Below are 23,643 nucleotides of genomic sequence, written 5' to 3' on the forward strand. Positions count from 1 at the left end.
ACATGATGCTATTACCACAGAAAATACTGACTTATTACAACCGGGAATTAAATTATTTAAGACAATATGGCGCTGCGTTTTCTCAGCGTTTTCCTAAAATAGCCAAACGTCTTGGGTTCGCGGAGGGCGTTTCGGAAGATCCGCATGTAGAACGTCTGGTGGAGTCTTTTGCTTTTCTGACGGCAAAAATCCACCAACGTATTGATGAAGATATGCCGGAGCTAAGTAACGCCATGTTGGAAGTACTGGCACCGCAGTTTTTGCGTCAGGTACCGTCGGTATCGCTAGTGCAGTTTCAACAGGATCCGCAAACATCCGGCGTTACCGGGATGATGACGGTAGCACGGCATACCTCATTGATTTCTCAGCCGGTAGGTGATGTAGCATGCCGTTTCCGTACAGTATATCCACTGGAAATGTTGCCGTTGGATTTAACGCACGCGGAGCTGACGCCGGACCCTTACGACCGGGATTTTATTTTAACGTTGAATTTTACGTTGTGGCCAGGTGCCAGTTTTCAGGCTCGCCATATTCGTTTGTACTTACATGGTGCACCAGTGCTGACTCACAGCTTGTATGAATTACTGTCGGCACAAGTTAAGCAACTGGAATGCCGGTTGGGTGAGCGCATATTCAGCATGAATAGTCGGGATATTCAAGTGGTGGGTTTTGATCCACAAGACAACTTGTGTGCCGATGATTTATTGATAAATCCAGCTCACCACCTGTTCCGCGATTATTTCAGTTTTCCGGAAAGATTTTTATTTCTGGATATTCCGCTGCCTGATGCCGGCTTGATCACTAGTTTATCAGGCGAGTTGCAATATCGTTTCCGGCTTAAGGATTGCGTAGCGTTGCGTCGTATTGAACGTATGAGTGATAAAGTCAGCAACGAAACCTTCCGGTTGAATTGTGTACCCATCGTCAATCTGTTTCTTCATCAGGCGGAGCCGATTATTCCGCTGGAAACTGAGCATGAATACTTGGTTCAACCGGATGCGCGTCGTCCACAAAGCATGGAAGTCTATACCATCGATCAGGTTGAGGTTGTCAGCCGTCAGCAGGAGCAATTGAGTTCCAGACGGGTGCCGCCGTTATTCGGTATTGAACATACACAATTTGATGAGCAAATCCCGTTATTCTGGCAGGCGTCACCGCACCCCTCACTAAGACATAACGACACAGGGATAAATATGTTCATCGGTTTTTCTGATAGTCGCGGCGAACAGCTAAAACCAGAAAGCGATGTGGTGATACTGAGTCTGACCTGTACTAACCGTGATGTACCACAGCAGTTGAGTAACGGTCATCCTGACGGGGATTTCGAATCGGAAAGTGCTTTGCCTGGTGTAAAAATTCTGGGATTGATCCGCCCCCGGTTGCCGGTACGTCCACAACCAAGTTGTGCGTTGAACTGGCAGTTGGTGTCGCAACTTAATTTGAACCAAATGTTACTGAGTGGTCCGCAAGGAGTTCAGTGCTTAAAAGAAACGCTGGAACTCTACAACCTGCTCAGTGATCCGGCCATATCGAGGTTGATTGCACAATTACAGCAGATTGCCATTGCGCCGGTAAGTGCGCGCTTAAACCCCGCCGATCCTTATTCTCTGGCGCGAGGGTTGGAGATAACGCTGACCTTTCAAGCACAGGCGAGCGAATTTGTCGATTTTTATCTGTATTGCAGTTTGTTAGAACGTTTTATCGCTATGTATGCGCCAATTAACAGCTTCACGCAAACCGTAACACAGCTGGAGACGGTTAATAATAGTACGCGCCGTTGGCCACGTCGCAGCGGGAAACTGACATGGCTTTAGCAAGCAATAATGTAGAAAACAGAGTGCGTTTGGCGGGTGGTCGTTTTTATCAGAATGTACGCCGGTTGCTTAAACGCTGTCGTCATCGTCAGCGTGAAGAAGCGGTGATTACCCCTGACGATGTAGTGCAGTTCAGCTCCGTATTGACACTGGAGGCACCGGAAAGGGAAGTGGAATCCCTGATGCCTGCGCAAAAGGAGCACGAACAGTATCGTATGGCGGTGCATCACTTTGGCCTATTAGGAACTTTTGGTGCATTACCGTTGAGTTATACCGAATGGCTGATTGATAGGCGTTATCGCTACGGCGACGAATCAGCCCAGGCGTTTATTGATATTTTTACCCATCGGCTGCTTAGCTTGCGTTTTCAGGCATGGCAGAAATACCGGTTATATGTCAACGCAGAACTGCAAAGCTATCAGGCACTGCCGGCAGTCATTGCGGCGGTAGCCGGACAATTAACCGAAAGTAAAACACAGTGCATTCATCCCGCCTGTGTTGGGTTGCTGGCGACACCGATTCGCACAATGGTGAACTTGCAGCATCTGTTGCAGCGGGAATTTAACATGCCGGTCAGTATTCATCCCTTTAAAGGGCGCTGGCAATATGCTGAACAGGCACATTGTTGTTGCCTGGGTCGCAGCCTGTTGGGCGATAGCCCGATGTTGGGTCATGCTTATTGGGATATTCAGTCAGGGTTTCATATTCAGCTGGGGCCGTTTGCCGCCTGGCAGCACGCCGCTTTTATGCCGGGAAATGAAAAACATCGCAGATTGACGCAGTGGGTGTGGCAATTTGCCGGGCCGCTGCTCTCCTTTTCGCTGGAATTACTGGTGCAGCATAGTGGGCAGGGCAATATGTTAAATGGCAGCCGCCGATTGGGGTGGGATGGTTGTTTAGGGGATACTGGAGATAGCCATATTCAGCGTGTGTATTTGGCTGAATGTGCGAGTCCTTACGCAGTTTAAATAAAAAATGCAGGTAAAAATATGCTGTTAGGGCAAAAAAATCGTTTTTTACAGGTTATCGGTAGCCTGTCAGATATTGTGGCGCTGAGTAAAATCGAAGGTGAAGAACATTTGTCTCAGCCTTATTCATTTTCTGTTCAGCTCTATTCCAGCGCAGACTGGGACAAGCTGGAGCCTTATATCGGTAAGCCACTGGCATTTCGTATTGGTGAAGCGCCAAATTACCGTATTGTGCATGGCATATTGACTGAATTACAGCAACAAGGTTTTACCGACGGCCAGTTTTGTTATCAGGCACGCATTGAACCGTGGCTGAAAATGCTGACGTTAACCCGTAATCTGCGCGTTTATCAGCGCATCAGTGTGCCGGATATGGTATGCGATATTTTCCATAAACGTGGGTTTAACGACGTTGAACTGGCGTTAAAAAGCCGTTATCCGAAGCTTGAATATTGTATGCAATACAAGGAATCAGATTTTGACTTTGTGGCGCGCCAGCTGGAACAGGCGGGTATTTTCTATTTCTTCCGCCATGAAGAGGGGCGTCATGTATTGGTGTTGGCTGATCACCCTTCGACGTTTACTAATGCGCCTTTAGCTGTATTGCCGTATCAATCGAAGATCGGCGATCAGCAAGGATATGGGCTACGTGCCTGGCATATTCATCGCATGATTATCCCAGGTTCAGCGGAAATGAATGGTTATAACGTTAAAAACGCCACGGCAGTAAGCGCAAGTGCCAAAGCGAACAGCGGCTATTCCGTCAATCCGAAGCTTTCTATCTATGACGACCGACGTCAGGAGGAGCGTAATCAACTGGAGGCACAGGCAGCGCTGTGCATGGAACAGTGGGAATCACAGTCACATTACGCGCGCGCCGTTAACAGTTATCCCGGTTTACAGGTTGGACATCAGTTTACGCTGAAAGGACACGGCAGTGCCGATGGTCGGTATGCGGTGGGCCACCAGCAATTAAAAGCGGAAAGTAACCTGGAAGAAGGCGGATTACTGTTTTCGTCGCAAGTCGCTTTATTTTCGGCGAATAAAGTCTTCCGCCCGCGCCCTTCTGTTATTCGGCCCTATATTTCCGGTGTGTTGTCTGCGCTGGTTGTCGGTCCGTCGTCAGAAGAGATCCATACCGATGCGCAAGGGCGGATTAAAATCCAGTTTCACTGGGATAAAGAACACAAAAAAGATGATGACAGTTCCTGCTGGGTACGAGTGAGCCAATTCTGGAATGGCGCAAAATTTGGGGCGCAATTTGTGCCACGTGTGGGTAGTGAAGTATTGGTGAGTTTTGTTGACGGTGATCCAGATAGTCCGTTGGTAACCGGAACGGTTTATAACGGAGTGAAGACGCCCCCGTTTGCGCTGCCAGGGCAGAAAACACAAAGCGGCATTGCCACGCGCAGTAGCGCAAAAGGTACGGTGCAGCAAGGGCATCAGCTTTGTTTCGAAGATAAAAAAGGTGAAGAATTTGTTTTGCTTCATTCACAAAAAGATATGCGTCTGAAAGTAAAGAATGATTTTTCAGCGCAGATCGATCGCAACGCGCAATGGGAAATCGAAGAAAAACGTGATACCCAAATTAAAAAGGGCAATGACACGTTAATTCTGAGTGAAGGCAGCGCGTTAACCGAGGTGAAAAAAGGCGATAAAAAACAAACGCTGGATCGCGGCAATTTCACCACTACCGTTAGCGCAGGTAATTACGCGCTGGAAGTATCCAGAGGCAACGCTAAAATTAATGTTGGTCAGCAATGCACTATTACCGCAAGTCAGGGAATTGAGCTGACAGTTGGTGCCAGCAAAATATCGATTACCCCGGCGGGGATTACCATCAAAGCGCCGACGGTCACAGTAGAAGGCTCAGGGAAACTGGCGTTGAAGAGCAGCGGTATGGCGGAACTCACCGGAACCACGGTAAAAGTCGAAGGCAGTGCGATGGCACAGTTAAAAGGCGGCATTGTTCAGGTGGATGCTACCGGCATTGCCATGGTGAAAGGGATTTTAACCAAGATTGGTTAATGCAAGATCAACGAATAACAAGAGTTTAGAACAATGGCTAAATTACGACACGGCCGGCTTTCTCCCCAGGCGGAATTGGTATTACGGCAACATGCAGTACATGAACAGAATCTATCGGCGCTTAGTCAGGAAATGTTGTGGCAAGACGCGGTGTTCTACACCGTTTTCATGTTGCCATATGCTCAGGCTTTGGAACTGGCATTGACATTTATCTCCTGCGTTTACGAACGAGATCTGATGCAAGAGCAGCGTTCATTGCTGCAACAAGTACGGCGCTGGCGAGCTAATGGCGGTGATCCGCTGCGTCATGAATTGTTCGAACAGGCACAGATTGTGGGGTTTGATAACCCAATTTCCTGTCTGGTGCTTTCAGTTTTCTGGAGTGAAGGCAGCATGACAACGCCCGATCTGGAAGCAGTCTATCCGCAACCGTGGCAGTCACTTGCCACACTGGCAGATACGTTGTGTCTGATCCTGCATGTATATGGCGAACAACCGGAACAGCAAGCGCTGTACATTGATCAATTTTTTCAACTGGCACACAGTCAACTGAAACAATTGCCGCCGTCACAGGATCAGGGACGCAAAAACTATCTGTACCACGAAGCCACGTTATAAGGAGAACAATGATGCCAATGCCAGCAGCTCGTGTGGGTGATATGCATATTTGTCCAATGATGTCGCCGGCGGTACCCCCCATACCCCATGTGGGCGGACCAATTATGCCGCCAGGCGTACCGACGGTACTGATTGGTGGTCTGCCAGCAGCAACAATGGGATCACTGTTGGTATGCGTCGGTCCGCCGGATACGGTGGTGATGGGCAGCCCGACAGTGTTGATTGGTGGGAGGCCGGCGGCCAGACTCGGTGATCTGTGCGCGCATGGCGGCACAATTACCACCGGTTACCCGTTGGTGATTATTGCCTGAAATGGAAATCACGGTGAATTTAGCACAAACAGATATCGCCCGTTTTTTACATCCAATTTCTGCTGATGAACCGGCAGGATGTGATATCGAATACGAGCCTATTTTTGAACAGATAAATGCGGCACGCGAAACCGATGAAGAGTTTCTCCAGGACGATACATGGGGATGTGAAACCCGTCAGGCTGATTGGATGCAGGTTTCAACGTTGTGTCAGGCAGTACTGGAAAAACACAGTAAAGACTTGCAGATAGCGTGTTGGTTAACTCAAGCACAAGGGGAGCTGTATGGTTTGGAAGGTATCGCCGGTGGTATCACGTTACTGACCCGCTTGCTGGAAACGTTTTGGCCGGTGCTTTATCCGCCTCTGGATGATGATGGAGAAAACAGTGCGGATGCTCGTCTTGGCCGCCTGAGTTGGCTGGATAAACAGCTGGTGAAACAGTTGGACAATCTGACACTGACTGATGATGACAAATTGAGCCTGAATGTCTGGCAACGAGTGCAATATTTTGAACAACGTATCGCTGTTAATAGTGAATTACGTGCTCCTCTGATCAGTGATGGCTATTTTGGTATCGCTGAATGTGACGACAGTATTCGCACTACACCAGCCGGACAGTTTAACCGTTTACTGGAACAGGCTGAACAGGTCCGTAACGCACTGGGAGCATTGCAACAGATCATGCTTGGTTTATTGCCAACATCCGGCAACAGTATGAGCGCCAGTACGCAACATCTGCAAAGTTTGGTGGCATTAATCGAACGTTTCCGTGAAATTGTTGCTCCGGGATCAGCTCAGAAATACAGCAATGAAGAAACCGTGCCAGGAGGAAAAGAGTCAAACGGCATTAATACGACTTTTTTGGCGGAAGGTCGGACGCATCATGAAATGCGCGCTATTGCCATTGAGCAAATGATCAACATCGCCAATTATTTTCGACAGAATGAACCTACCAGCCCAGTGCCATATTTAATGGAGCGGGCAGCACGTTGGGCGAATATGGGAATGGCCGAATGGCTGGAGGAAATGATGGAGGATAATACCTCCGCGCTACAAGAAATTATGCGCGTGATAAAAGGGCCGGATAAAAACAGAGGGCAAGATGAATAATATAAATTTTTATAATGTCATTAAACGCAGTTTTTTAATATTAACAGTAATTTTTCTAATCAGTGGTTGCAGTGATTCTATTTCCAATAATGAAAAACGCTTGCAGGCGATTGAACAGGCCAAACCAATTTATGCCAGTAATGCCATTCGTTTAAAAATGACTGCCGATGCGCAACTGAATGTTTTTAATAATATACCGAATAGTTGCACGATATTAATTGCTCAGGCAGAAAAACGCGAACAACTGGATAAATTACTGGCTAATCCGGTGTTGTTACGTAATTTATTTGCCGGCACCGGTGCAACAGAACAGATATTACAGCTTGATAATTATGTGATGATGCCGGGGCAATCTGTCTCTTTACATATTGATAGAGCAGAACAGGCACGTTATATCGCATTGATTGCCGGTTATTACCCTGCACCAAATAGCACTCATGTACGTGTGTTATCGCTACCGTTGCGTCTTGAGCCGCGCGGTTGGTGGAATAAATCCTGGAATGCTGAATTTATTCCCATGAATGTTGAGCTGATGTTGGGGCGTTATGCCATTACCCGCAGTGATTTCTCCGCAGGCAACGCTGGGGATGAGGTGATTTTCCCCGGACAAACAGTCGGATCCGGCAATGACAAAAACCCATTGAGGAAATAACGTCATGTTTGAATATAAACCGATGTATTGGTATTCAGGATTGTATTTACAACCGCAACACTTTCAGGCGCATGAGCTGCAACATGAATACTGGCAAGGGCGTTATCAGTTACTGACTCAACCTTATGCATTTGGTGTGGTGAAGTTGGCGTTCAATCTAGCTGCGCTAAGTGATGAAGAGCTTAGTGTCCATGATGCCGCGTTTATTTTTCCCGAGGGTTGTTATGTGGATTGTGGTGTCAATGGGGTACTCAGTGCCCGATCATTACGTGATTGCTGGCTGGTGCGCGAAAAACCGCAGCGCATTTATGTTGGCTTGCGTATGTTCAGCCACAATCAAAGTAACGTTACCGGCATCACGGATAGCGGAAGTGTCGGTAATATTACCAGCCGTTGGGTAACATGGCCGCAAGAACAGCGTATGCGGGATGCTTTTGGTGAAGGACCGGAAGCAGAAGTACAACAACTTACCTATAACTTACGTTTTTTCCTGCACGATGAGATTGCACAAGCAACGGGTTATACCCTGTTGCCGGTGGGTCAACTGCACTGTACCGGTGACGGCATTGAATTGGATAACCGCTATCTGCCACCATGTTTGACGCTATATGCTGCGCCACAACTGGGGCAACGCATTGAGCAACTGTGCCAGGAGCTGACTGGACGTGTCCATCAATTGGAAGAATTGAAACGTCCACAAACGCTGGAAGGGGAAGTTTATACCCAGGAAAAAAGCACATTATTGCTGACGTTGCGTACTCTGGCGCGTTATGTCGTGCAGTTACATCATTTCCAGGAGGCGCGGGATGTTCATCCCTTACAGATTTTTGGGCTATTGCGCCAACTGATCAGTGAGCTTTCCTGTTTTACTGATCGTTGCTCTTTTTTAGGGGAGTGGAACGGGCAAGAAGAAGTACTGGAAAAATATCAGCATTTGAATCTAGCCCTGACTCTCAATAGTTGTGAACGGACAATTACCGATCTACTCAATGCATTGGTGCTGGAACCGAATACGGTCATCCCTCTGCAACAGGAAAGTCGCGGTTATTATCATGCCATGTTCAATGTCGCGGGAGTGAGTGAACAGCAACGGGTTTATCTGGTGCTGCGTTCTGACAGCTTTACCCATAGCGAACGTGAAATTCCTGATGATCGTTTGATTAAACTGGCCGCGGCGGAACAAATCGACGGCATTATTAATCGCGCTTTGCCTGGTGTGCGTCTGTATTACCAGGAAATTGCCCCGCATGGTTTACCTAACCGGACAAATACGCATTATTTCCGGGTAGAAAATCGTGGTGCGCTGTGGCGGCAGGTAGAAGAGAGTGAGCGTGTGGCGGTGCACTGGGCTGATGTGCCAGACGATTTGCAGATAGAGATCGTTATAGTGAGAGCATCATGATGCATTTGTTAGATTGTTATATCCCGGTATTCACTTGTGTGCTGCGCATGATTCAACAACAGGTGAATCATGCCGAAGAGTTGCGGCAAACACTGTTAGCCGCACTGACGCAGGCACAAAATAAAGCGCGTCTGCATGGTTATGGATTGCAGGATATTGAAGAGGCAAACTTCGCGGTGGTGGTTTGGGCAGATGAAGCCATTTTGTGCGCAGGTCAAAAAGAATTGAATATTTGGCGACAATCATCATTGCAGGCAGAGCTTTATGATGCCGAGCTTGGTGGAAATACGTTTTTTGATCGTCTTGCCGCGTTGGTGCCGGATAATTACCCGGTTCGGCTAGTCTATGTTTTTTGTCTGCTTTCTGGGTTTTATGGTCGTTATGGCAAACGTGATAATCTGGAATTGCATAATATTATCCAGCAGGAATTAGAGAATCTTCCTGATACTTTGCGTCGTTATATTTCTTTAGAAAATCATCGGTTAATGAATACGTGCGATAATCTTATGGAAAATAGACGATCCAATAATAAATGGCGCGTTAAATTAATATTATTAATGTTATCTCTTGCATCAATTTATATTTTCATCAACGTCTATTTATTGAATATTGGCCGATAAATTCGGAAATTAAACATGAAAAAGTTATTTTATGCCATTGGCTGGTTCAGCGTGATGGCTGTCTTTCTGCTACTCAGTTTAGCTATTGCAGTGGCACTTTCATGGCCGACAATAAGTGGCCTGTTATTGTTTCTTTTCCTATTACTGTTGTTATTACTGCTGCGTGGAGCAATGGCATTCTTACCTCAGATAACCAATAAACTGCGCGGGGTAAATAAATTCTGGCGGAAAGGAAGTAATCGCCTGGAATATTTACTGTATCAGCACTGGTGGTGGGGAGGACGTTTACAAAGCTGGCGCCGGTTTCGTTCGCTGTTACACCGTAACAGATCCATGCCGCCGTGGTTTCTGGTGGTGGGAGAGCGTGGTAATGGTAAACAGGGACTATTAGCTCACTGTAATGTGGCGCCAATGACAGGGAAGAATCTGCCGTCGCTTACAGAGAATACCTTTACTTGTCGCTGGTGGTTTTTCCGCCGTGCTATGTACATGGTGGTTTCTGGTCGTTATACCGAAGGACAATCTTTGTACCGGCAAGCATGGATGCGTCTGATACGCTGGATCGCGCAAGTCCGTAAGCCCGCCGGTGTATTGGTTTGCCTGTCAGTGGAGCAGTTGCTAAAAAGCGACAACAGAGCGCTGTATATTGCAGCACGCAATGTGCGGGCGCAGTTGGAGCCATTACAGATACGTCTGGAACGCCGCCTGCCGGTTTGGTTGATCCTCACACATAGTGAAACATTGCCGGGTTTTAACCACTGGTGCGCACAACTATCGGTAGAACAACGTGCTGAATTGCTGGGCAATTTTATTGAGCATCATACGGAGAGTAATGTCACCGATGTGCTGGACAAGAGTATGAGCACTATTGTCAACGCCTTGAAAGCTATGCGCCTTAAACTGCTCAATCAACAACGGCAACAACCGGAAGCTGAAGTGTTGGCGTTGCCGGAAACTGTTGCTCAACTGCAACCGGCACTGGGCTACTACCTGAGCGCATTATTTGATCATGATCATTATCTGGAACATGGTCTGTTGCGTGGCATGTTTTTTACTGCGGAACATCAGGCGGAACCACAGCAAATTGAAGGCGTTTTCAGCCACCGTTTGTTGGGTGAATCTCTGCCCGGGCAGGTTCACCGTAATGATGCCGTCTTACTGACAGGTTGGCGAACACTGATCAAACGCACGTTGGTTATCATATTCAGTTTGATGCTGGTGTATGGAGCAGGTAATGCATTAACCACTACCTGGCGTGGTGTCATGCAGATTGAAAATATCCATGAGGTAAACCCGCTTGAGCGCAGTTACTTGCGTTATCGGCAGGTTGAGTATTGGTTGCAGGAAACCCTGTCACATCTGATTTTTTATCCGGTTACCCATACGATGGAACAACGTATGGCGAGGGACTATCAGCAACAAGCACCGGTTGAGGCATTCAACCCGGAGTCGGTGGTTACACACTTGCTTGCGCGCTTTCATCACGCTGAAGCACCGCAAAAACGACTGCTGGCTTTACATTGGGCGCGTTTTATCAATATTGAACAAGCAATGGCGCATGGCGCTACGCTGGAAACTTTACAGCGTATGCCAGTTTATTCAGCTTCACTGTTAAGCGGTGAAAATGATCCTTTATCGGCAGAACAGCGCGTGGCTCTGCGTCTGGCACAGTATCAGCAGGACAACGCACAGCAGGAATTTGAACAATGGCGGAATGTATTGCAATCCTTACTGGAGGATACCGGTAATTGGCAATGGCTTTTAGCCGATGAACAACCCGTAGGAACACGTTCGCTGACGCTGGTTGATTTCTGGCCGTTGGTCAGCGATGATGCCACCAAAATTAATGCCCGTATTCGCGGTATTTATACCCAGGCAGGTGAGCGTGATATTCAGGCGATTCTGGATGAATTGGCACAAGCGCTTCACAAACCCGCAGTTTTTGTTCCTTTGCAGCGCTCGTTTTATCAACAGTATCAGAATCAGCGCCAGTCAGAATGGTTAGCATTCGCCCAGGTTATGCCACAAGCGGAAGAGTGGGTACGCGGCAAGAGAAACTGGAGAGCGCTGATATTGGCAACAGGTCAATATGATAGCCCCTATATCTCCTTCTTAAAGAAGTTGGAGAGTGATTTATCTACGGTGGCGCAGGAAGATCAGCAGCCTTGGTTGCAGACGCAACAGCGTTTATGGCAACTGCATGGTTATGTGCAAAAAAGCAACGTGATGCAACGCATCTCGCTGGGGAACATCTCCTTGCGCCAGCGCATCATGTCATGGCTTGGCATTTCACCGCAGATCTCTGTGCAGCTGGATGACAACGCGCTGACACGTTATCGCGCCTACCGGCAGGCTGTGCAGTTAAATAGCCAGCGTGAATTGCTTAGTGATATAGAAACCGGATTGTTGGTCAAAAATGCGCTGAGTAACGAGAAAGGGGAGCTGAATGATAACGGTTTACGTACCTTATTTAATCTTTTCACTCTGTGGCGTCATGAAACCGAAAATAAACAGAATGAAGTTGTCAATGAAACCTTGTGGCGACTCTATCAGGGTGATGCACATTTGGTATTGCGTTATGCATTCTTAAGTGCTGCTAGTCAATTGCAGACACAGTGGGAAAGCAAAGTGATCTGGCCGATGGAAAAATTAAGCAGACAGGAACTGTTTGATGGCCGGGAATTAAACTCGCGGCTGTATGAGTACAGCAATGCGTTCGTGCGGGATACCGCAGAGTATGCGCTGGATATTCGTCCTGAAGGCATTCAGCGCCAGGCAATAGAAGATGTGGTCTTTCCGTTTAACGATGATTTCATTTTCTATATCAATAACCTGATCCAGCCGAACGACATGCTTTCATCGACATCTGATATTCGTCGGCGCCTGCAAGAGAAACTCAACTTGCTGGAAAGTGAGCGTGAACTGGCGACTGAACAGCAGGAACCGGAACAAGATCAATCGGCGGAGGTGATGATTACTAGTCAGCCCGCAACGGCCAACCGAGGAGCTCGGGTATTGCCAGTTGGCAGTTCAGTGACGCTGAGTTGTGATGATGGCGTACAACAACTCAAAAGCATGAATTTCAATGACAGCAGGACCTTGCACTGGAGCCCGGGATCATGCAGTAAGGTACAGATTGAAGTGTATTTCCCCGACCTTACGCTAAGTAAAAGCTACGTTGGTACTGATGGTTTACTGAAATTTATCCATGCCTTTTCCAGTGGTGAATTGACGCTAGCGGCACAGGCATTCCCGCAGCAACATGATGAATTAAGTGCGCTGGGTATCAATAACATCACCGTGCGCTATCAGATCAGCGGAGGGAAGGAAGTTTCAGCATTGTATCGGCAATGGCAGCAACATCAGCAGCAACAAACGGCGTTGTTGGAACAACGCAGCCGACTGGACAGCCAGTTGTTAAATTTAAGTGAACCGGTAGTGGCGAAAGGAACCCTTTCTACGTTGCCGTTACAGATCACCACATATTGGAATGAATTAAGGAAACCTAAAAGTGAGTAGTTATCTTAAACAGATCGTCAGTAAATTAACGGTGGAAGCGCGTCAATGTCTGGATGAGGCCGCTAATCTGGCAGTACGGCGTACCCATCATGAAGTGGAAATTGAGCATCTGTTGCTGGCTTTGTTTGAAAAACAGATGCCGATGATGGAACAGGTGTGTCACCACGGTGGTATTGATGCTATCGCGTTGCTGAATGCCTGCCAGCGGTCACTGACGTTATTACGCAGCGGTAATCATCGTCCTCCGGTACTGGCGACTAACTTGACAAAATGGATGGAACAGAGCTGGATGTACGCCAGTACCCACTGGGGAGCGTTGCAGATTACCTCGCAGGCGCTGATTGCGGCACTGATAATGAATCCGTCACTGCATCATTCACTCACATTGGAGCTACAGCAAGCGTTACAGTGTAACACCGATGCTATAGAACAGTGGCTGCGTACACAGGTACATACAGAACCGCAGCACATTACCGCTCCCGTTGGAGATAATACCCAATCCGCGCTGGCGCAATACACTCATCACCTGACACAGGCGGCGCGTGATAACAAACTGGATCCGGTTCTGGGCCGTGAACGGGAGATTCGTCAGTTAATTGACGTGTTGCTGCGTCGCCGCCAAAACAACCCGTTATTAACGGGTGAAGCAGGTGTCGGTAAAACAGCACTGATCGAGGGGCTTGCTCAACGTATCGTCGATGGCCGTGTGCCGGAAGTGCTGGCTCAGGCCGAATTGTTTACGCTGGATATGGGGCTGTTACAAGCGGGCGCCAGCGTAAAAGGTGAGTTTGAAAGTCGCTTGCAGAAATTATTGGATGAGGTGAAAGGATATCCCACACCCGTGATTTTGTTTATTGATGAAGCCCATACTCTGATTGGCGCGGGTGGTCAGGCCGGACAAAACGATGCGGCCAATCTGTTGAAACCGGCGTTAGCGCGTGGTGAATTGCGTGCTATCGCTGCAACCACGTGGGCAGAATATAAGAAGTACTTTGAGAAAGACGCAGCGTTAGCGCGTCGTTTCCAGGTGATCAAAGTTGAAGAGCCTTCGATCGAGCTGGCGACAGCCATGTTGCGCGCCATGACGCCGGCGATGGAAAAACATCATGGCGTCAACGTGCTTGCCGAGGCGGTGACAGAAGCCGTTGTATTATCCAGCCGTTATATCAACGGACGTCAGTTGCCGGATAAATCAGTTAGTCTGTTGGATAGCGCTTGTGCCCGTGTTGCCGTTTCACAGACTGACGAACCTGCGCCGATTGAAGATCTGCGTGCCATGCTGGCAAACATTGCCACCGAACAGGAAGCATTATTGCGTGAAGGTGGTCATGAAACCCAATTACAAAAGTTGGCACAGCGTCAAACCGAATTGCAGGTATCACTAGAGAAAATTTTGCCGGAATATCACGCGCAACGTCAGTTAGTGAACGATATCCTTACCTGTGAGGAACACAACGAACGGTTAGCTGTGCTGCGTGCGGAACTGCGTCAGCGCCACCATCAGCATGCCTATGTATTTGACTGCGTTGATGCTGCCTGTGTTGCAGATATTGTTGCCGGCTGGACGGGGATACCTCTTGGGCGGATGGTGGAAAATGAACGCGATGTGCTACGCCAGTTGGAAACGCGCCTGAGTCAACGGGTAATGGGGCAAGATCATGCGCTTAGTCAGATAGCTCGTCAGATTCGGATTGCTAAAGCACAACTGGCTGATCCGGTAAAGCCGACCGGCGTATTTATGCTTGCCGGTCCTTCTGGTGTGGGGAAAACCGAGACTGCTCTGGCATTGGCTCATGAGTTGTATGGCGGTGAACATCATCTGATCACCATCAACATGTCGGAATATCAGGAAGCACATTCTGTTTCCGGCCTGAAAGGTTCTCCTCCAGGATATGTCGGTTATGGGCAAGGGGGCGTGCTGACTGAGGCGGTTCGCCATCAGCCCTACAGCGTGGTGCTACTTGATGAGGTTGAGAAAGCACACCCTGATGTACTGGAACTCTTCTTCCAAGTGTTCGATAAAGGCATGATGGAAGATGCCGAAGGACAGCAGATTAATTTCCGCAATACGTTGATTATCCTGACCACTAATGCCGCATCGGATTTGGTGATGCGTGCAGCGATGCAAGGCGTGAAAATACAGGGGGAAATTCATCCGGCAACACTTGAAGATATTCAGGAAATTATCCGGCCGGAACTGCAACGTATCTTTACGCCAGCATTTTTAGGTCGTTTGCAGGTCATTCCTTATTTGCCGGTACATGGCGAAGTGCTGCATGCCATTGTGCACCATAAACTGAATAAAGTTGTGATGCGTTATCGTCAAGTAACCCAATGCGAGTTGCACTATAGCAATGCGCTGGTGGATTTTATTGCTGAAGGATGCCAGATCGCAGAAAGTGGTGCCCGTGAAATTGATAACCTGTTAACCCGGTTCGTCTTGCCTCTGTTATCAGATCAGTTGCTGTTAGGAGATGCACCGGTGAATGAAGATGTATGGCTGGATGTTATAGAAGGCCAAATACAGTTATCGTAATAACAAGAGAAACTATCACGATCTAGCATTATCAATTTACGGTAAGAAGCTGCTTTCTCTGCTATTATTATCTTATGATGTAACATCCAATGTTACGGAATGAGATCCTGATGAAAATGAAAAAGATAGTGGTCTTTTGGTTTATTTTTACGCTAGTTAATTTTGCGCTGGCACTGCTAAGTTTGCAAGTGCGTGATGTCTGGAGTCTGTCGTCATTGGTGTGGTTTCCGGCTGGCCTGTTACAAGGCATTTTTTGCGCCAGGGCACCACGGTACTGGCCTGTTTGGTTAATAACGGGTGCTCTGATTTCGCTAACAGCCAGCCAGTGGTATGGCAGACCGGTAAATGTCTCACTGATATTTTCGTGTATCAATGTGGCAATGTTGGTCGTGACAGGGTTGGTTTGGCAATTTTTCTACGGTGCAATGTGGGCTCCGAAGCGGACAAGTGACATCTTAAATCTGACCGTACTCTGCTCGTTAAGCGGAATTACTGAGCGACTTATGGCAAAGTGGGTACTTCATTTATTGGGTTACCCCACCGATATATCCATTTCATTATCGATTGTTGTCGGCTCTGTGTTGAGTTATCTGCCGTTTACGTTTTTTGTTATTTCTTGCATTACCTACAAGAAAAGCCGGGCTGAAGACAGGAAAGCTTATAGTTTATGGTTAGTAGCCGTATTTGCCATGACAGCATTGTTTACCAGCCCGCCACCTGAAACCGGGAAAATACATTGGCAAGGAGTAGGGCTCCTTTTTTCCTTCAGCCTGCCGATGCTACTGGCGTTAAGAGGTGATTTGCTAGTATTAAGCGGCTTTTTATCCTTATGTACGGTAGGGATCGTGAGTGCAACCATCTTTGGTTTTGGGCCATTCGCATCCCCACTAACGAGCCTCCAACAGAACGTGCAAATTGCGGCATGGTACAGTACCGCATTTACCCTACCTGCATTGTTATTCTGTAGTTGTTTGTATAACACAATCAATGCATTACATCGCCGTAAAGCGCATTTTTTGTTAATGAGTGCTATGCTGGAGCAAGAACAGGTTAATTGTTTTCGGTTAAGTGCCGACGGGCACCTGTATTGGCATCATGACGCGGCCTGGATGCGGTGTGGAAAAGCGCCCGTCTGCTGGTCGCAGTTAATGGCCTGGGTGCATACAGAAGATCGGCAGAAAATCGAACAGCTTAAGTGTTCCGTCTCGCGGATACCGCAGACGTTAAAAATTCGGATTGCTGATGGTAAAGGCGAATTTAACCCTGTGATTATCGCCTTGATCGTTCATGTAGGCGAAAATGCCGGTTTTATTGAAGGAACTATGCGTGAAATAGCGGATAGAAAATAATATGGAGAAATAACCAATGCCAAGACAAGTCATTATTGCTGACGATCATCCAGTCTTCTTATTAGGGCTACGCACCATATTGGCAACATTACCCGAGAATTATCAGATTGCGGGGGAAGCGCATGATGTTACGACACTTTTTTCCCTGCTAGAGGAAAAAGAGGCGGATATGCTGATTACGGATTTCAATATGCCAGGTGATAACCAAATCGACGGTTTACGGATGATTAGCCGAATTCGTGAGCAATATCCGAATTTGCCTGTTGTGGTGATCACGATGATCAGTGACCGGAAGATAATAGCGTCATTGATTGATTATAAAGTGAAAGCGATTTTGAACAAAAACAGTCTGTCTCACGAGTTAGTGAAAGGATTGTACAGTACAACGGGGCACGATGAGCCTTATTTGAGTAAGCAGTTTATTGAATCCCCGGACGAGGAAGTTGTAAAGGCGTTAACCGGCAAAGAGCTGGAAGTGATTAAATTATTGGGGCAAGGATTGAGTGTGAATGATATCGCTGCACGTTTATACCGTACTAAGCAGACAATCAGTGCACAAAAAATTAGCGCGATGAAAAAATTGGGGTTAGATAATGAAGCAGCGCTCTATAATTATTTGCATCAGGTTGGATTGGGATTGTAATAGATGAAAGGCGGCCGTAAAGGATCACGATGGTTAGCTGTATTGATACTCCTGTTGCCATTACCTGGCCGGAGTCTCAATCTGTTTGAATACCGTAATGCGCAAGAGCTGCCTTCAGACGGGCTACCGGTGGCGTTTTATTCGAATGTCATCACTCAGGAATTTGTGCCATTACCCGTCAAATTACCTATCAAAGAGCAAGGGATGCTGATCCCACGATTTCCCACCCTGAAAGTCGGCATTCTCTGCTGTATCGGTGCGCCATTGGTGATCCATCGTTGGGATGGCAAATTGGAAGGGATTTATGCTGACTATCTGCGCTTGATTGAAACTGTATTGAAAAGGCCGGTGGAGATCCGGTTGTTTGGTAACTGGGAATCAGCCTATGCCGCATTACAACGTGGAGATATTCAGCTGTTATCACATTCTGCTTCATCCCAGTCGGAAAACAGGAGGGATGACACTTACCCGGTTCTGGTACAGCCGCTTGCCCTGATTGTGCGCAAAGAACAAGCAAATATGCCGTTTGCAGAAATGAATATTATGGCAGCACCAGGCAGTAACCCGAATACCATTGAGCAATTGCGTAAACATTACCGCAGCGTTTTGGTGGCGAAAAACCAACAGGAGGGAATACAAGCGGTGGTGGATGGTGAAGTCGATGCTTATCTGGACGGACAAAGCCAGATTGCCTACTTGCTGGCTTTTCGCCCGTTTACAAAGCTGACTTACCGTCGGGATATTTCTCAGGGAGAGCGGTATGATTTTCTTGCCCACAACGGCGATGGTATCGTTGAAACAATAGATCTCATCCTGACTGCCATTCCTCACGAAATCAGAAATAAGGTTTATCAACGTTGGGTTTCCGGGCTGGCTCTGAGCGGCAATAGCGATACCTCAATCTTTTCGCCGCAAGAAAAAACCTGGATTAAAAAAAATCCTGTAGTCAACGTTGCGATTAGCCGTACTGCGCCGCCTTACTCATTTCTGGATAAAGATGGGCAACTCGCCGGCCTGGATGTGGATATTTTACGTCTGCTGGGAGAAAAAAGTGGCATTACCTTTAATTTTATCCCGGCGGATGGCGCAGTGGGGGTTAAAAAACTGCTTAAAGATGGCGAAGCCCAAATGACTTCTTTGATCAGTACGCCGGAACGTCGTCGTTGGCTCACTTTTAGTCATCCTTACGGTACGGTGGAATGGGTGATGATCACGCGCAATGAGCGTAATGCGCCCTATGAGTTTGAACAACTTAAACACCATCGGGTAGCGATTCAGCGCGGCCATGCTCTCCTGTCAGTATTAAAGCAATATCCGGAGATCTTCATCATGGAAGTTGATAACGTGGCGCAAGGTATTGATATGGTGCTAGCCGGGGCGGCAGATGCAACCTTTGATAGCTTAATAAGTGCTGATTATCTGCAAGCAAGCCGCTATGGCACCAATATTTCTATTCAGTTTTTTGAAGGCTCATTGCAACCGGAACAATACGCCATCATCCCCGATTATCCCCAATTGGTTAACATATTAAATAAAAGCATTGATGCATTGCCGCCAAATGAGCTGCGGGTGTTGCGTCTGAAATGGTTATCTATGGGAAATGTGACCCCCTATGCTGACAGTAAAATTTCTCCCTGGGCGAAATTGTGGGGAGGGGCGTTATTTGTCATTGCATTGAGTTCGGCCTTTTGGGGGAGTTATCTTGCTCATCAGATCAGACGACGTAAAAGAGCGGAAAACAACTTACAGGATTTGCTGACGTATTGGGAAACCCTATTTAATAACATGCCTACGCCAATGTTTGTCTGCGATCCGACCATGTGCGTTACGGCAGCTAACCTCTATTTCCGCCGCGAGATGGATACGCTCGGGTCTGATGTGATTGGCCGTAGTCTCTTTTCTTTGTGCTTTTTAAAGCCTGCCGATGAGCAAGATATCAGTATGATTTTTCTGCGCTGTCTGGAAGGTGCCCCTGCGCATTTTTCCGACCGTAGCATTGCCATCCAAGGGCAGGACAGAGATGTTTATTTGTGGCTTGAGAGTTACAGCAATACCGAAGGCGTTGTTCAGGGAATAATTGGTGGCTGGTTTGATGTGACCGAGCGTAAATTGTTGGCGCAAGAACTGCGCCAGGAGCGCGATAAGGCTGAACTTGCCAGTTTGGAGAAATCAGATTTTCTGGCGCACATGAGCCATGAGATCCGAACGCCCTTGCAAGCAATTATCGGTATTCTCGATCTGGAGGTAAAACAGCAACCTTTGCCACCTACGCCATTACATATCGCATGGCACGCGGCAATGTCTTTACAGGGAATAATCGGCGATGTGCTGGATTTCTCCAAGATAGAATCTGGACGTATGGTGCTGAATTTAAAACCAGAATCATTGCAGGAAGTTCTGGGAAGTTGTGTGGCAGCTTTTAGTCATCGCGCTAAGGAAAAAGGGTTGTTTTTTGCCCGGCAATTCGATTTACCGTCTGAATATTACCACCTGCTGGATGCAACACGTGTAACTCAGGTAGTCAATAACTTACTGGGTAACGCTATTAAATTTACTGAACAGGGTGGTGTGCAGATCAGCGCTGGCTATCGGCATATTCCAAAGAGTAACCAAGATGAAATCACGCTGGTGGTTGCAGATACCGGTTGCGGCATCCCGGAAACCATGTATGAAGCTGTTTTGCTACCCTATGTACAGGTGACGCAAAACAATGGTGGTAAAACCGGCACAGGGTTAGGGTTACCCATCTCAGTACAGTTAGTTGAATTAATGGGCGGCAGCCTGAAAATCACCGGTGTACCCAGTGGCGGCGCACAGGTTACGGTGATGTTACCCCTTATGCGCAGTGTTGTTGAAAAGGAAGCGGTAAGCGAAAAAACTGAAAATATTGAAGGAGAAATCAATGAATCGCTGAATATCTTGGTTGTTGATGACTTACCCGCCAATTTACAAGTGTTGTCGTTACAGTTAGCCCCATCGGGTCATCGTGTTGTATTGGCTGAAAGTGGTGAACAGGCGATGAATCTGATGGAAGAGGGATATTTTGACCTTGTGCTGACGGATTGCCAGATGCCGGTGATGAATGGTTACGAACTGGCTCAGTTATTGAGAAAACATGAGCGACTACGGCAATTACCGTCGTTTATTATTCTGGGATGTACCGCGAACGCGTTTTCTACGGAGCAAGCCCGTTGTCTGGACGCGGGAATGGATGGTGTATTGACCAAGCCGCTGGTACAAAGCAAATTGCTGGCAGAAATCAGCCGTTATTACCGACAGGTGAATGACGAAGTCACGTTACAGTTTGATGAGATTCTGGCGCTAGCCCAGCAAGATGTTGTTGTAGAGTACCAATTACTCAGTGCGGTGTGGAAAGGGATGTCGGAAGATATTGCAGAACTGAGACAACCGGAAAATCAACAAGTGCATGAAAAAATTACGCACCACGCACACCGTATGAAAGGCGCTTTTGCTCTGATGCAATATCAGCAAGGAATACGTATATGTCTGCGTATTGAAAAGGGTGAACGTTATGATGAAAAGACGATTGAAGCGTTGTTGACTCGTGCGGAATATTTCCAACAGCAGATTAAGCAGCAATTGGAAAAATTGCAAGATGTGAATCAAAGCGAATGACATAGCTTTTGGCGAAGGGAGTAAGGGTTGTAAGCCGGAACCGTCACCCTAAATCCCGTCCCGCCACAACTTCATCAAGGTCGATAACGCCACCAGGCATAACAAAGCAGGTAGAGTCTAGTCTGATCGGCTTTCAGATTGCGCAGATCATAAGCGGTGTAAAAGTTCACCAGACTTGCGTAATACAGCACAACGCACAAGTAGCGTATCGACAAAATTAATACTTAAAATGATAACTGATAGGGTATCTTCATTGTTGATACTTTGAGGGTTTAAACATGGCACAAGTCGTCGTGAAAAAATGGGGTAATAGGTAAGGAATTGATCTGATGGTTTCTCGTTTTGTGCCTGATTCCGGCGATATTATTTGGATTGACTTTGATCCTGTGACTGGACACGAGCAGGGAGGCCATCGCCCCGCAGTAATGCTGAGTCCATTTGCCTATAACAATAAAGTGGGGTTACTGCTCTTGTGAAATTCCATTTATTACAAACCCTCATATCTTGAATTAAGTCATTTTTATGACTATCAATTATTTTATAATAAATTACAATCTGTAATAAAATATTTTCCAATTATTTCTTAATTGTCAGAATTTATATGTAAGACATACAAATTTATTCTATTGCTATCATATATAGTAAAAACATTGATTAATATTTTTGACAATTTCAATGACTGAATATAAAGTTTACATATCAATTGAGAATTTAATATAATATACATTTTATTTCGATAGAATTAAATGATGTTGTTGATGGTAGACATTATTCAATTTTTAATTTTCACTCTATCCCAATAGAAGGTTAATACAGTTACAACTAAGAAAAGGATTAATCATGAATAAAACCAGAAGAAAATTATTGGCAACGCTTGATGTTACAAGCGGGAGAGAAAAAAACACAGATCATTAATAACATATTATCAAAACAGGAAATTACCGAACATGAAAAATATATGCGGGAGGCAATAAAAGAGGCCATAAAGAACCCAAAATATCCTTTTGGCGCTGTAATAGTCAACAGAAATAATGGGGAAACTCAGGCAATAAATCATTATATTACTCAATATGGTAACCAGGGATGGGAGAATGATCCAAGACGACCAAATCGATATTCTCACACTGAAAGCGGCTGGCGATTTACGATTAAAAGGAATAAGATTTGGCCGTAAGCAGATAATAGACAGGGAAAAAGTGTTGTCGCTACATGGGCAAAACATAGGTGCGACACAAATGATATGTAATTTAATATAGTAAGGAAGGGGTGATGAGACGAAAAACGGGATTTTTCTTTGATGAACATTGTTTTTGGCATAGTACTGGCATGCATATAACAACTCTGCCTGTTGGTGGTTGGGTTCAGCCTGCTTCTGGAACTGCACATGCTGAATCGCCGGAAACAAAAAGGCGGTTGAAAAATTTGATGGATGTATCAGGCTTGAGCCACTCTTTGCATCTTTCTTCGGCATCGCCTATTGATGAGCAAATATTACGTAAAATTCATCCGGAAGAGTACCTGAAGCGGTTTAAGCAAGTCAGTGATAATGGTGGAGGAATGCTTGGTATAGAAGCCCCTCTAGGACCGGGAAGCTATGAAATTGCTAAGCTCTCAGCCAGCCTTGCTTGTGCTGCGGTGGAAGCCGTGCTTAACGGTGAGCTTGATAATGCTTACAGCCTTTCTCGACCACCAGGTCATCACTGTTTGCCTGATAAGTCCATGGGATTTTGTTTTCTAGCAAATATCCCATTAGCAATTGAACAGGCAAAAGCACGTTTTGATTTAAAACGAGTTGCGGTCATTGATTGGGATGTTCATCACGGTAATGGTACTCAGCATATTTATTGGGATCGTTCTGATGTTTTGACCATCTCGATACATCAGGATGGTTGTTTCCCTCCAGGGTACAGCGGTGAAGATGATATCGGGGAAGGTGAAGGGGCAGGTTATAACCTAAATATCCCATTACTTGCTGGAGCTGGACATAATAGCTATATCTATGCAATGACACAGATAGTACTTCCTGCGCTTGAACGTTTTAAACCGGAACTGATTATTGTTGCCTGTGGCTATGATGCGAATGCGGTGGATCCTTTGGCAAGGATGCAGCTCCATAGTGAAAGTTTTCGAGAGATGACCCAGCTAGTGCAACAGACAGCAGAAAGTTTATGCGACGGAAAACTAGTCGTTGTTCATGAAGGCGGGTATGCGGAGTCTTATGTACCATTCTGTGGATTGGCTGTACTTGAACAGATGAGCGGCATTCGTACTGAAGTCAAAGATCCAATGTTAGATTTTATACGCTTGCAGCAGCCAAGAGCTGAGTTTGAGCTATTTCAACAACGGCAGCTTGATAAACTGAAAGAAAAATTCGGTCTTTAAGCTTTGTTGCGTAGGTTTGCTCCACATAGCTTGGGAGCAAACCTATAAGGCTAT

At 46.6% G+C, this 23,643-nt stretch carries 16 protein-coding genes and 1 pseudogene; all 17 read left to right on the forward strand.

Translation table 11 applies throughout. The annotated features are described in order from the left end of the window. Positions 1–2: 2 nt before the first annotated feature. Positions 3–1,814 (forward strand): type VI secretion system baseplate subunit TssF, encoded by a 1,812-nt coding sequence (gene tssF / locus PTE_RS13120; protein WP_036847194.1) that lies wholly within the window; start codon positions 3–5, stop codon positions 1,812–1,814. Continuing rightward, the gene (gene tssG / locus PTE_RS13125; RefSeq protein ID WP_036847198.1) at positions 1,805–2,782 is read left to right on the forward strand and encodes a type VI secretion system baseplate subunit TssG; all 978 of its coding nucleotides are present in this window, start codon (positions 1,805–1,807) and stop codon (positions 2,780–2,782) included. Before tssF ends, tssG begins: the two co-directional genes overlap by 10 nt. A gap of 21 nt (positions 2,783–2,803) precedes the next feature. Further along, positions 2,804–4,810, forward strand: a complete 2,007-nt coding sequence (locus PTE_RS13130; protein ID WP_036847200.1) for a type VI secretion system Vgr family protein — start codon at positions 2,804–2,806, stop codon at positions 4,808–4,810. Positions 4,811–4,843: 33 nt separating this feature from the next. Beyond that, the gene (locus tag PTE_RS13135; protein WP_036847203.1) at positions 4,844–5,428 is read left to right on the forward strand and encodes a DUF6931 family protein; all 585 of its coding nucleotides are present in this window, start codon (positions 4,844–4,846) and stop codon (positions 5,426–5,428) included. Between the two features lie 11 nt (positions 5,429–5,439). Beyond that, positions 5,440–5,739: a PAAR domain-containing protein gene (locus tag PTE_RS13140; RefSeq protein ID WP_021323682.1), complete on the forward strand. Its 300-nt coding sequence runs from the start codon at positions 5,440–5,442 to the stop codon at positions 5,737–5,739. A gap of 13 nt (positions 5,740–5,752) precedes the next feature. Next, a complete protein-coding gene (gene tssA / locus PTE_RS13145) occupies positions 5,753–6,850 on the forward strand; it encodes a type VI secretion system protein TssA (RefSeq protein ID WP_036848335.1) in 1,098 nt (365 codons plus the stop codon). Continuing rightward, positions 6,843–7,502: a type VI secretion lipoprotein TssJ gene (locus PTE_RS13150; protein WP_036847206.1), complete on the forward strand. Its 660-nt coding sequence runs from the start codon at positions 6,843–6,845 to the stop codon at positions 7,500–7,502. The genes tssA and PTE_RS13150 overlap by 8 nt, the downstream gene beginning before the upstream one ends. Positions 7,503–7,506: 4 nt before the next feature. After that, positions 7,507–8,904, forward strand: a complete 1,398-nt coding sequence (tssK, locus tag PTE_RS13155) for a type VI secretion system baseplate subunit TssK (RefSeq protein WP_036847209.1) — start codon at positions 7,507–7,509, stop codon at positions 8,902–8,904. Further along, positions 8,901–9,524: a DotU/TssL family secretion system protein gene (locus PTE_RS13160; protein WP_036847212.1), complete on the forward strand. Its 624-nt coding sequence runs from the start codon at positions 8,901–8,903 to the stop codon at positions 9,522–9,524. Before tssK ends, PTE_RS13160 begins: the two co-directional genes overlap by 4 nt. A gap of 15 nt (positions 9,525–9,539) precedes the next feature. Then, complete coding sequence (locus PTE_RS13165) at positions 9,540–13,043, forward strand: type VI secretion protein IcmF/TssM N-terminal domain-containing protein (protein ID WP_036847215.1); 3,504 nt, start codon at positions 9,540–9,542, stop codon at positions 13,041–13,043. Next, positions 13,036–15,579, forward strand: coding sequence for a type VI secretion system ATPase TssH (gene tssH / locus PTE_RS13170; RefSeq protein WP_036847218.1), 2,544 nt, complete (start codon positions 13,036–13,038; stop codon positions 15,577–15,579). The genes PTE_RS13165 and tssH overlap by 8 nt, the downstream gene beginning before the upstream one ends. A gap of 110 nt (positions 15,580–15,689) precedes the next feature. Continuing rightward, a complete protein-coding gene (locus PTE_RS13175) occupies positions 15,690–16,928 on the forward strand; it encodes a hypothetical protein (protein ID WP_241826174.1) in 1,239 nt (412 codons plus the stop codon). A gap of 16 nt (positions 16,929–16,944) precedes the next feature. Then, positions 16,945–17,571, forward strand: a complete 627-nt coding sequence (locus tag PTE_RS13180; protein ID WP_036847224.1) for a response regulator — start codon at positions 16,945–16,947, stop codon at positions 17,569–17,571. A 3-nt stretch (positions 17,572–17,574) separates the two neighbouring features. Further along, positions 17,575–21,207, forward strand: a complete 3,633-nt coding sequence (locus PTE_RS13185) for a transporter substrate-binding domain-containing protein (protein WP_051477399.1) — start codon at positions 17,575–17,577, stop codon at positions 21,205–21,207. 329 nt (positions 21,208–21,536) lie between these two features. Then, positions 21,537–21,677: pseudogene (locus PTE_RS13190) on the forward strand (type II toxin-antitoxin system PemK/MazF family toxin); the annotation flags it as partial. Positions 21,678–22,084: 407 nt separating this feature from the next. After that, positions 22,085–22,381, forward strand: coding sequence for a hypothetical protein (locus tag PTE_RS25750; protein ID WP_036847228.1), 297 nt, complete (start codon positions 22,085–22,087; stop codon positions 22,379–22,381). A gap of 95 nt (positions 22,382–22,476) precedes the next feature. Beyond that, positions 22,477–23,589, forward strand: a complete 1,113-nt coding sequence (locus PTE_RS13200; protein ID WP_036847230.1) for a class II histone deacetylase — start codon at positions 22,477–22,479, stop codon at positions 23,587–23,589. Positions 23,590–23,643: the final 54 nt, after the last annotated feature.

This window comes from Photorhabdus khanii NC19, assembly GCF_000517265.1.
GTDB classification, from domain to species: Bacteria; Pseudomonadota; Gammaproteobacteria; order Enterobacterales; family Enterobacteriaceae; genus Photorhabdus; species Photorhabdus khanii.

Coding starts and splice junctions, on each gene's coding strand:
- tssF (WP_036847194.1), top strand. CDS start 3: ATGATGCTATTACCACAGAAAATACTGACTTATTACAACCGGGAATTA.
- tssG (WP_036847198.1), top strand. CDS start 1,805: ATGGCTTTAGCAAGCAATAATGTAGAAAACAGAGTGCGTTTGGCGGGT.
- PTE_RS13130 (WP_036847200.1), top strand. CDS start 2,804: ATGCTGTTAGGGCAAAAAAATCGTTTTTTACAGGTTATCGGTAGCCTG.
- PTE_RS13135 (WP_036847203.1), top strand. CDS start 4,844: ATGGCTAAATTACGACACGGCCGGCTTTCTCCCCAGGCGGAATTGGTA.
- PTE_RS13140 (WP_021323682.1), top strand. CDS start 5,440: ATGCCAATGCCAGCAGCTCGTGTGGGTGATATGCATATTTGTCCAATG.
- PTE_RS13150 (WP_036847206.1), top strand. CDS start 6,843: ATGAATAATATAAATTTTTATAATGTCATTAAACGCAGTTTTTTAATA.
- tssK (WP_036847209.1), top strand. CDS start 7,507: ATGTTTGAATATAAACCGATGTATTGGTATTCAGGATTGTATTTACAA.
- PTE_RS13160 (WP_036847212.1), top strand. CDS start 8,901: ATGATGCATTTGTTAGATTGTTATATCCCGGTATTCACTTGTGTGCTG.
- PTE_RS13165 (WP_036847215.1), top strand. CDS start 9,540: ATGAAAAAGTTATTTTATGCCATTGGCTGGTTCAGCGTGATGGCTGTC.
- PTE_RS13175 (WP_241826174.1), top strand. CDS start 15,690: ATGAAAATGAAAAAGATAGTGGTCTTTTGGTTTATTTTTACGCTAGTT.
- PTE_RS13180 (WP_036847224.1), top strand. CDS start 16,945: ATGCCAAGACAAGTCATTATTGCTGACGATCATCCAGTCTTCTTATTA.
- PTE_RS13185 (WP_051477399.1), top strand. CDS start 17,575: ATGAAAGGCGGCCGTAAAGGATCACGATGGTTAGCTGTATTGATACTC.
- PTE_RS25750 (WP_036847228.1), top strand. CDS start 22,085: ATGTTACAAGCGGGAGAGAAAAAAACACAGATCATTAATAACATATTA.
- PTE_RS13200 (WP_036847230.1), top strand. CDS start 22,477: ATGAGACGAAAAACGGGATTTTTCTTTGATGAACATTGTTTTTGGCAT.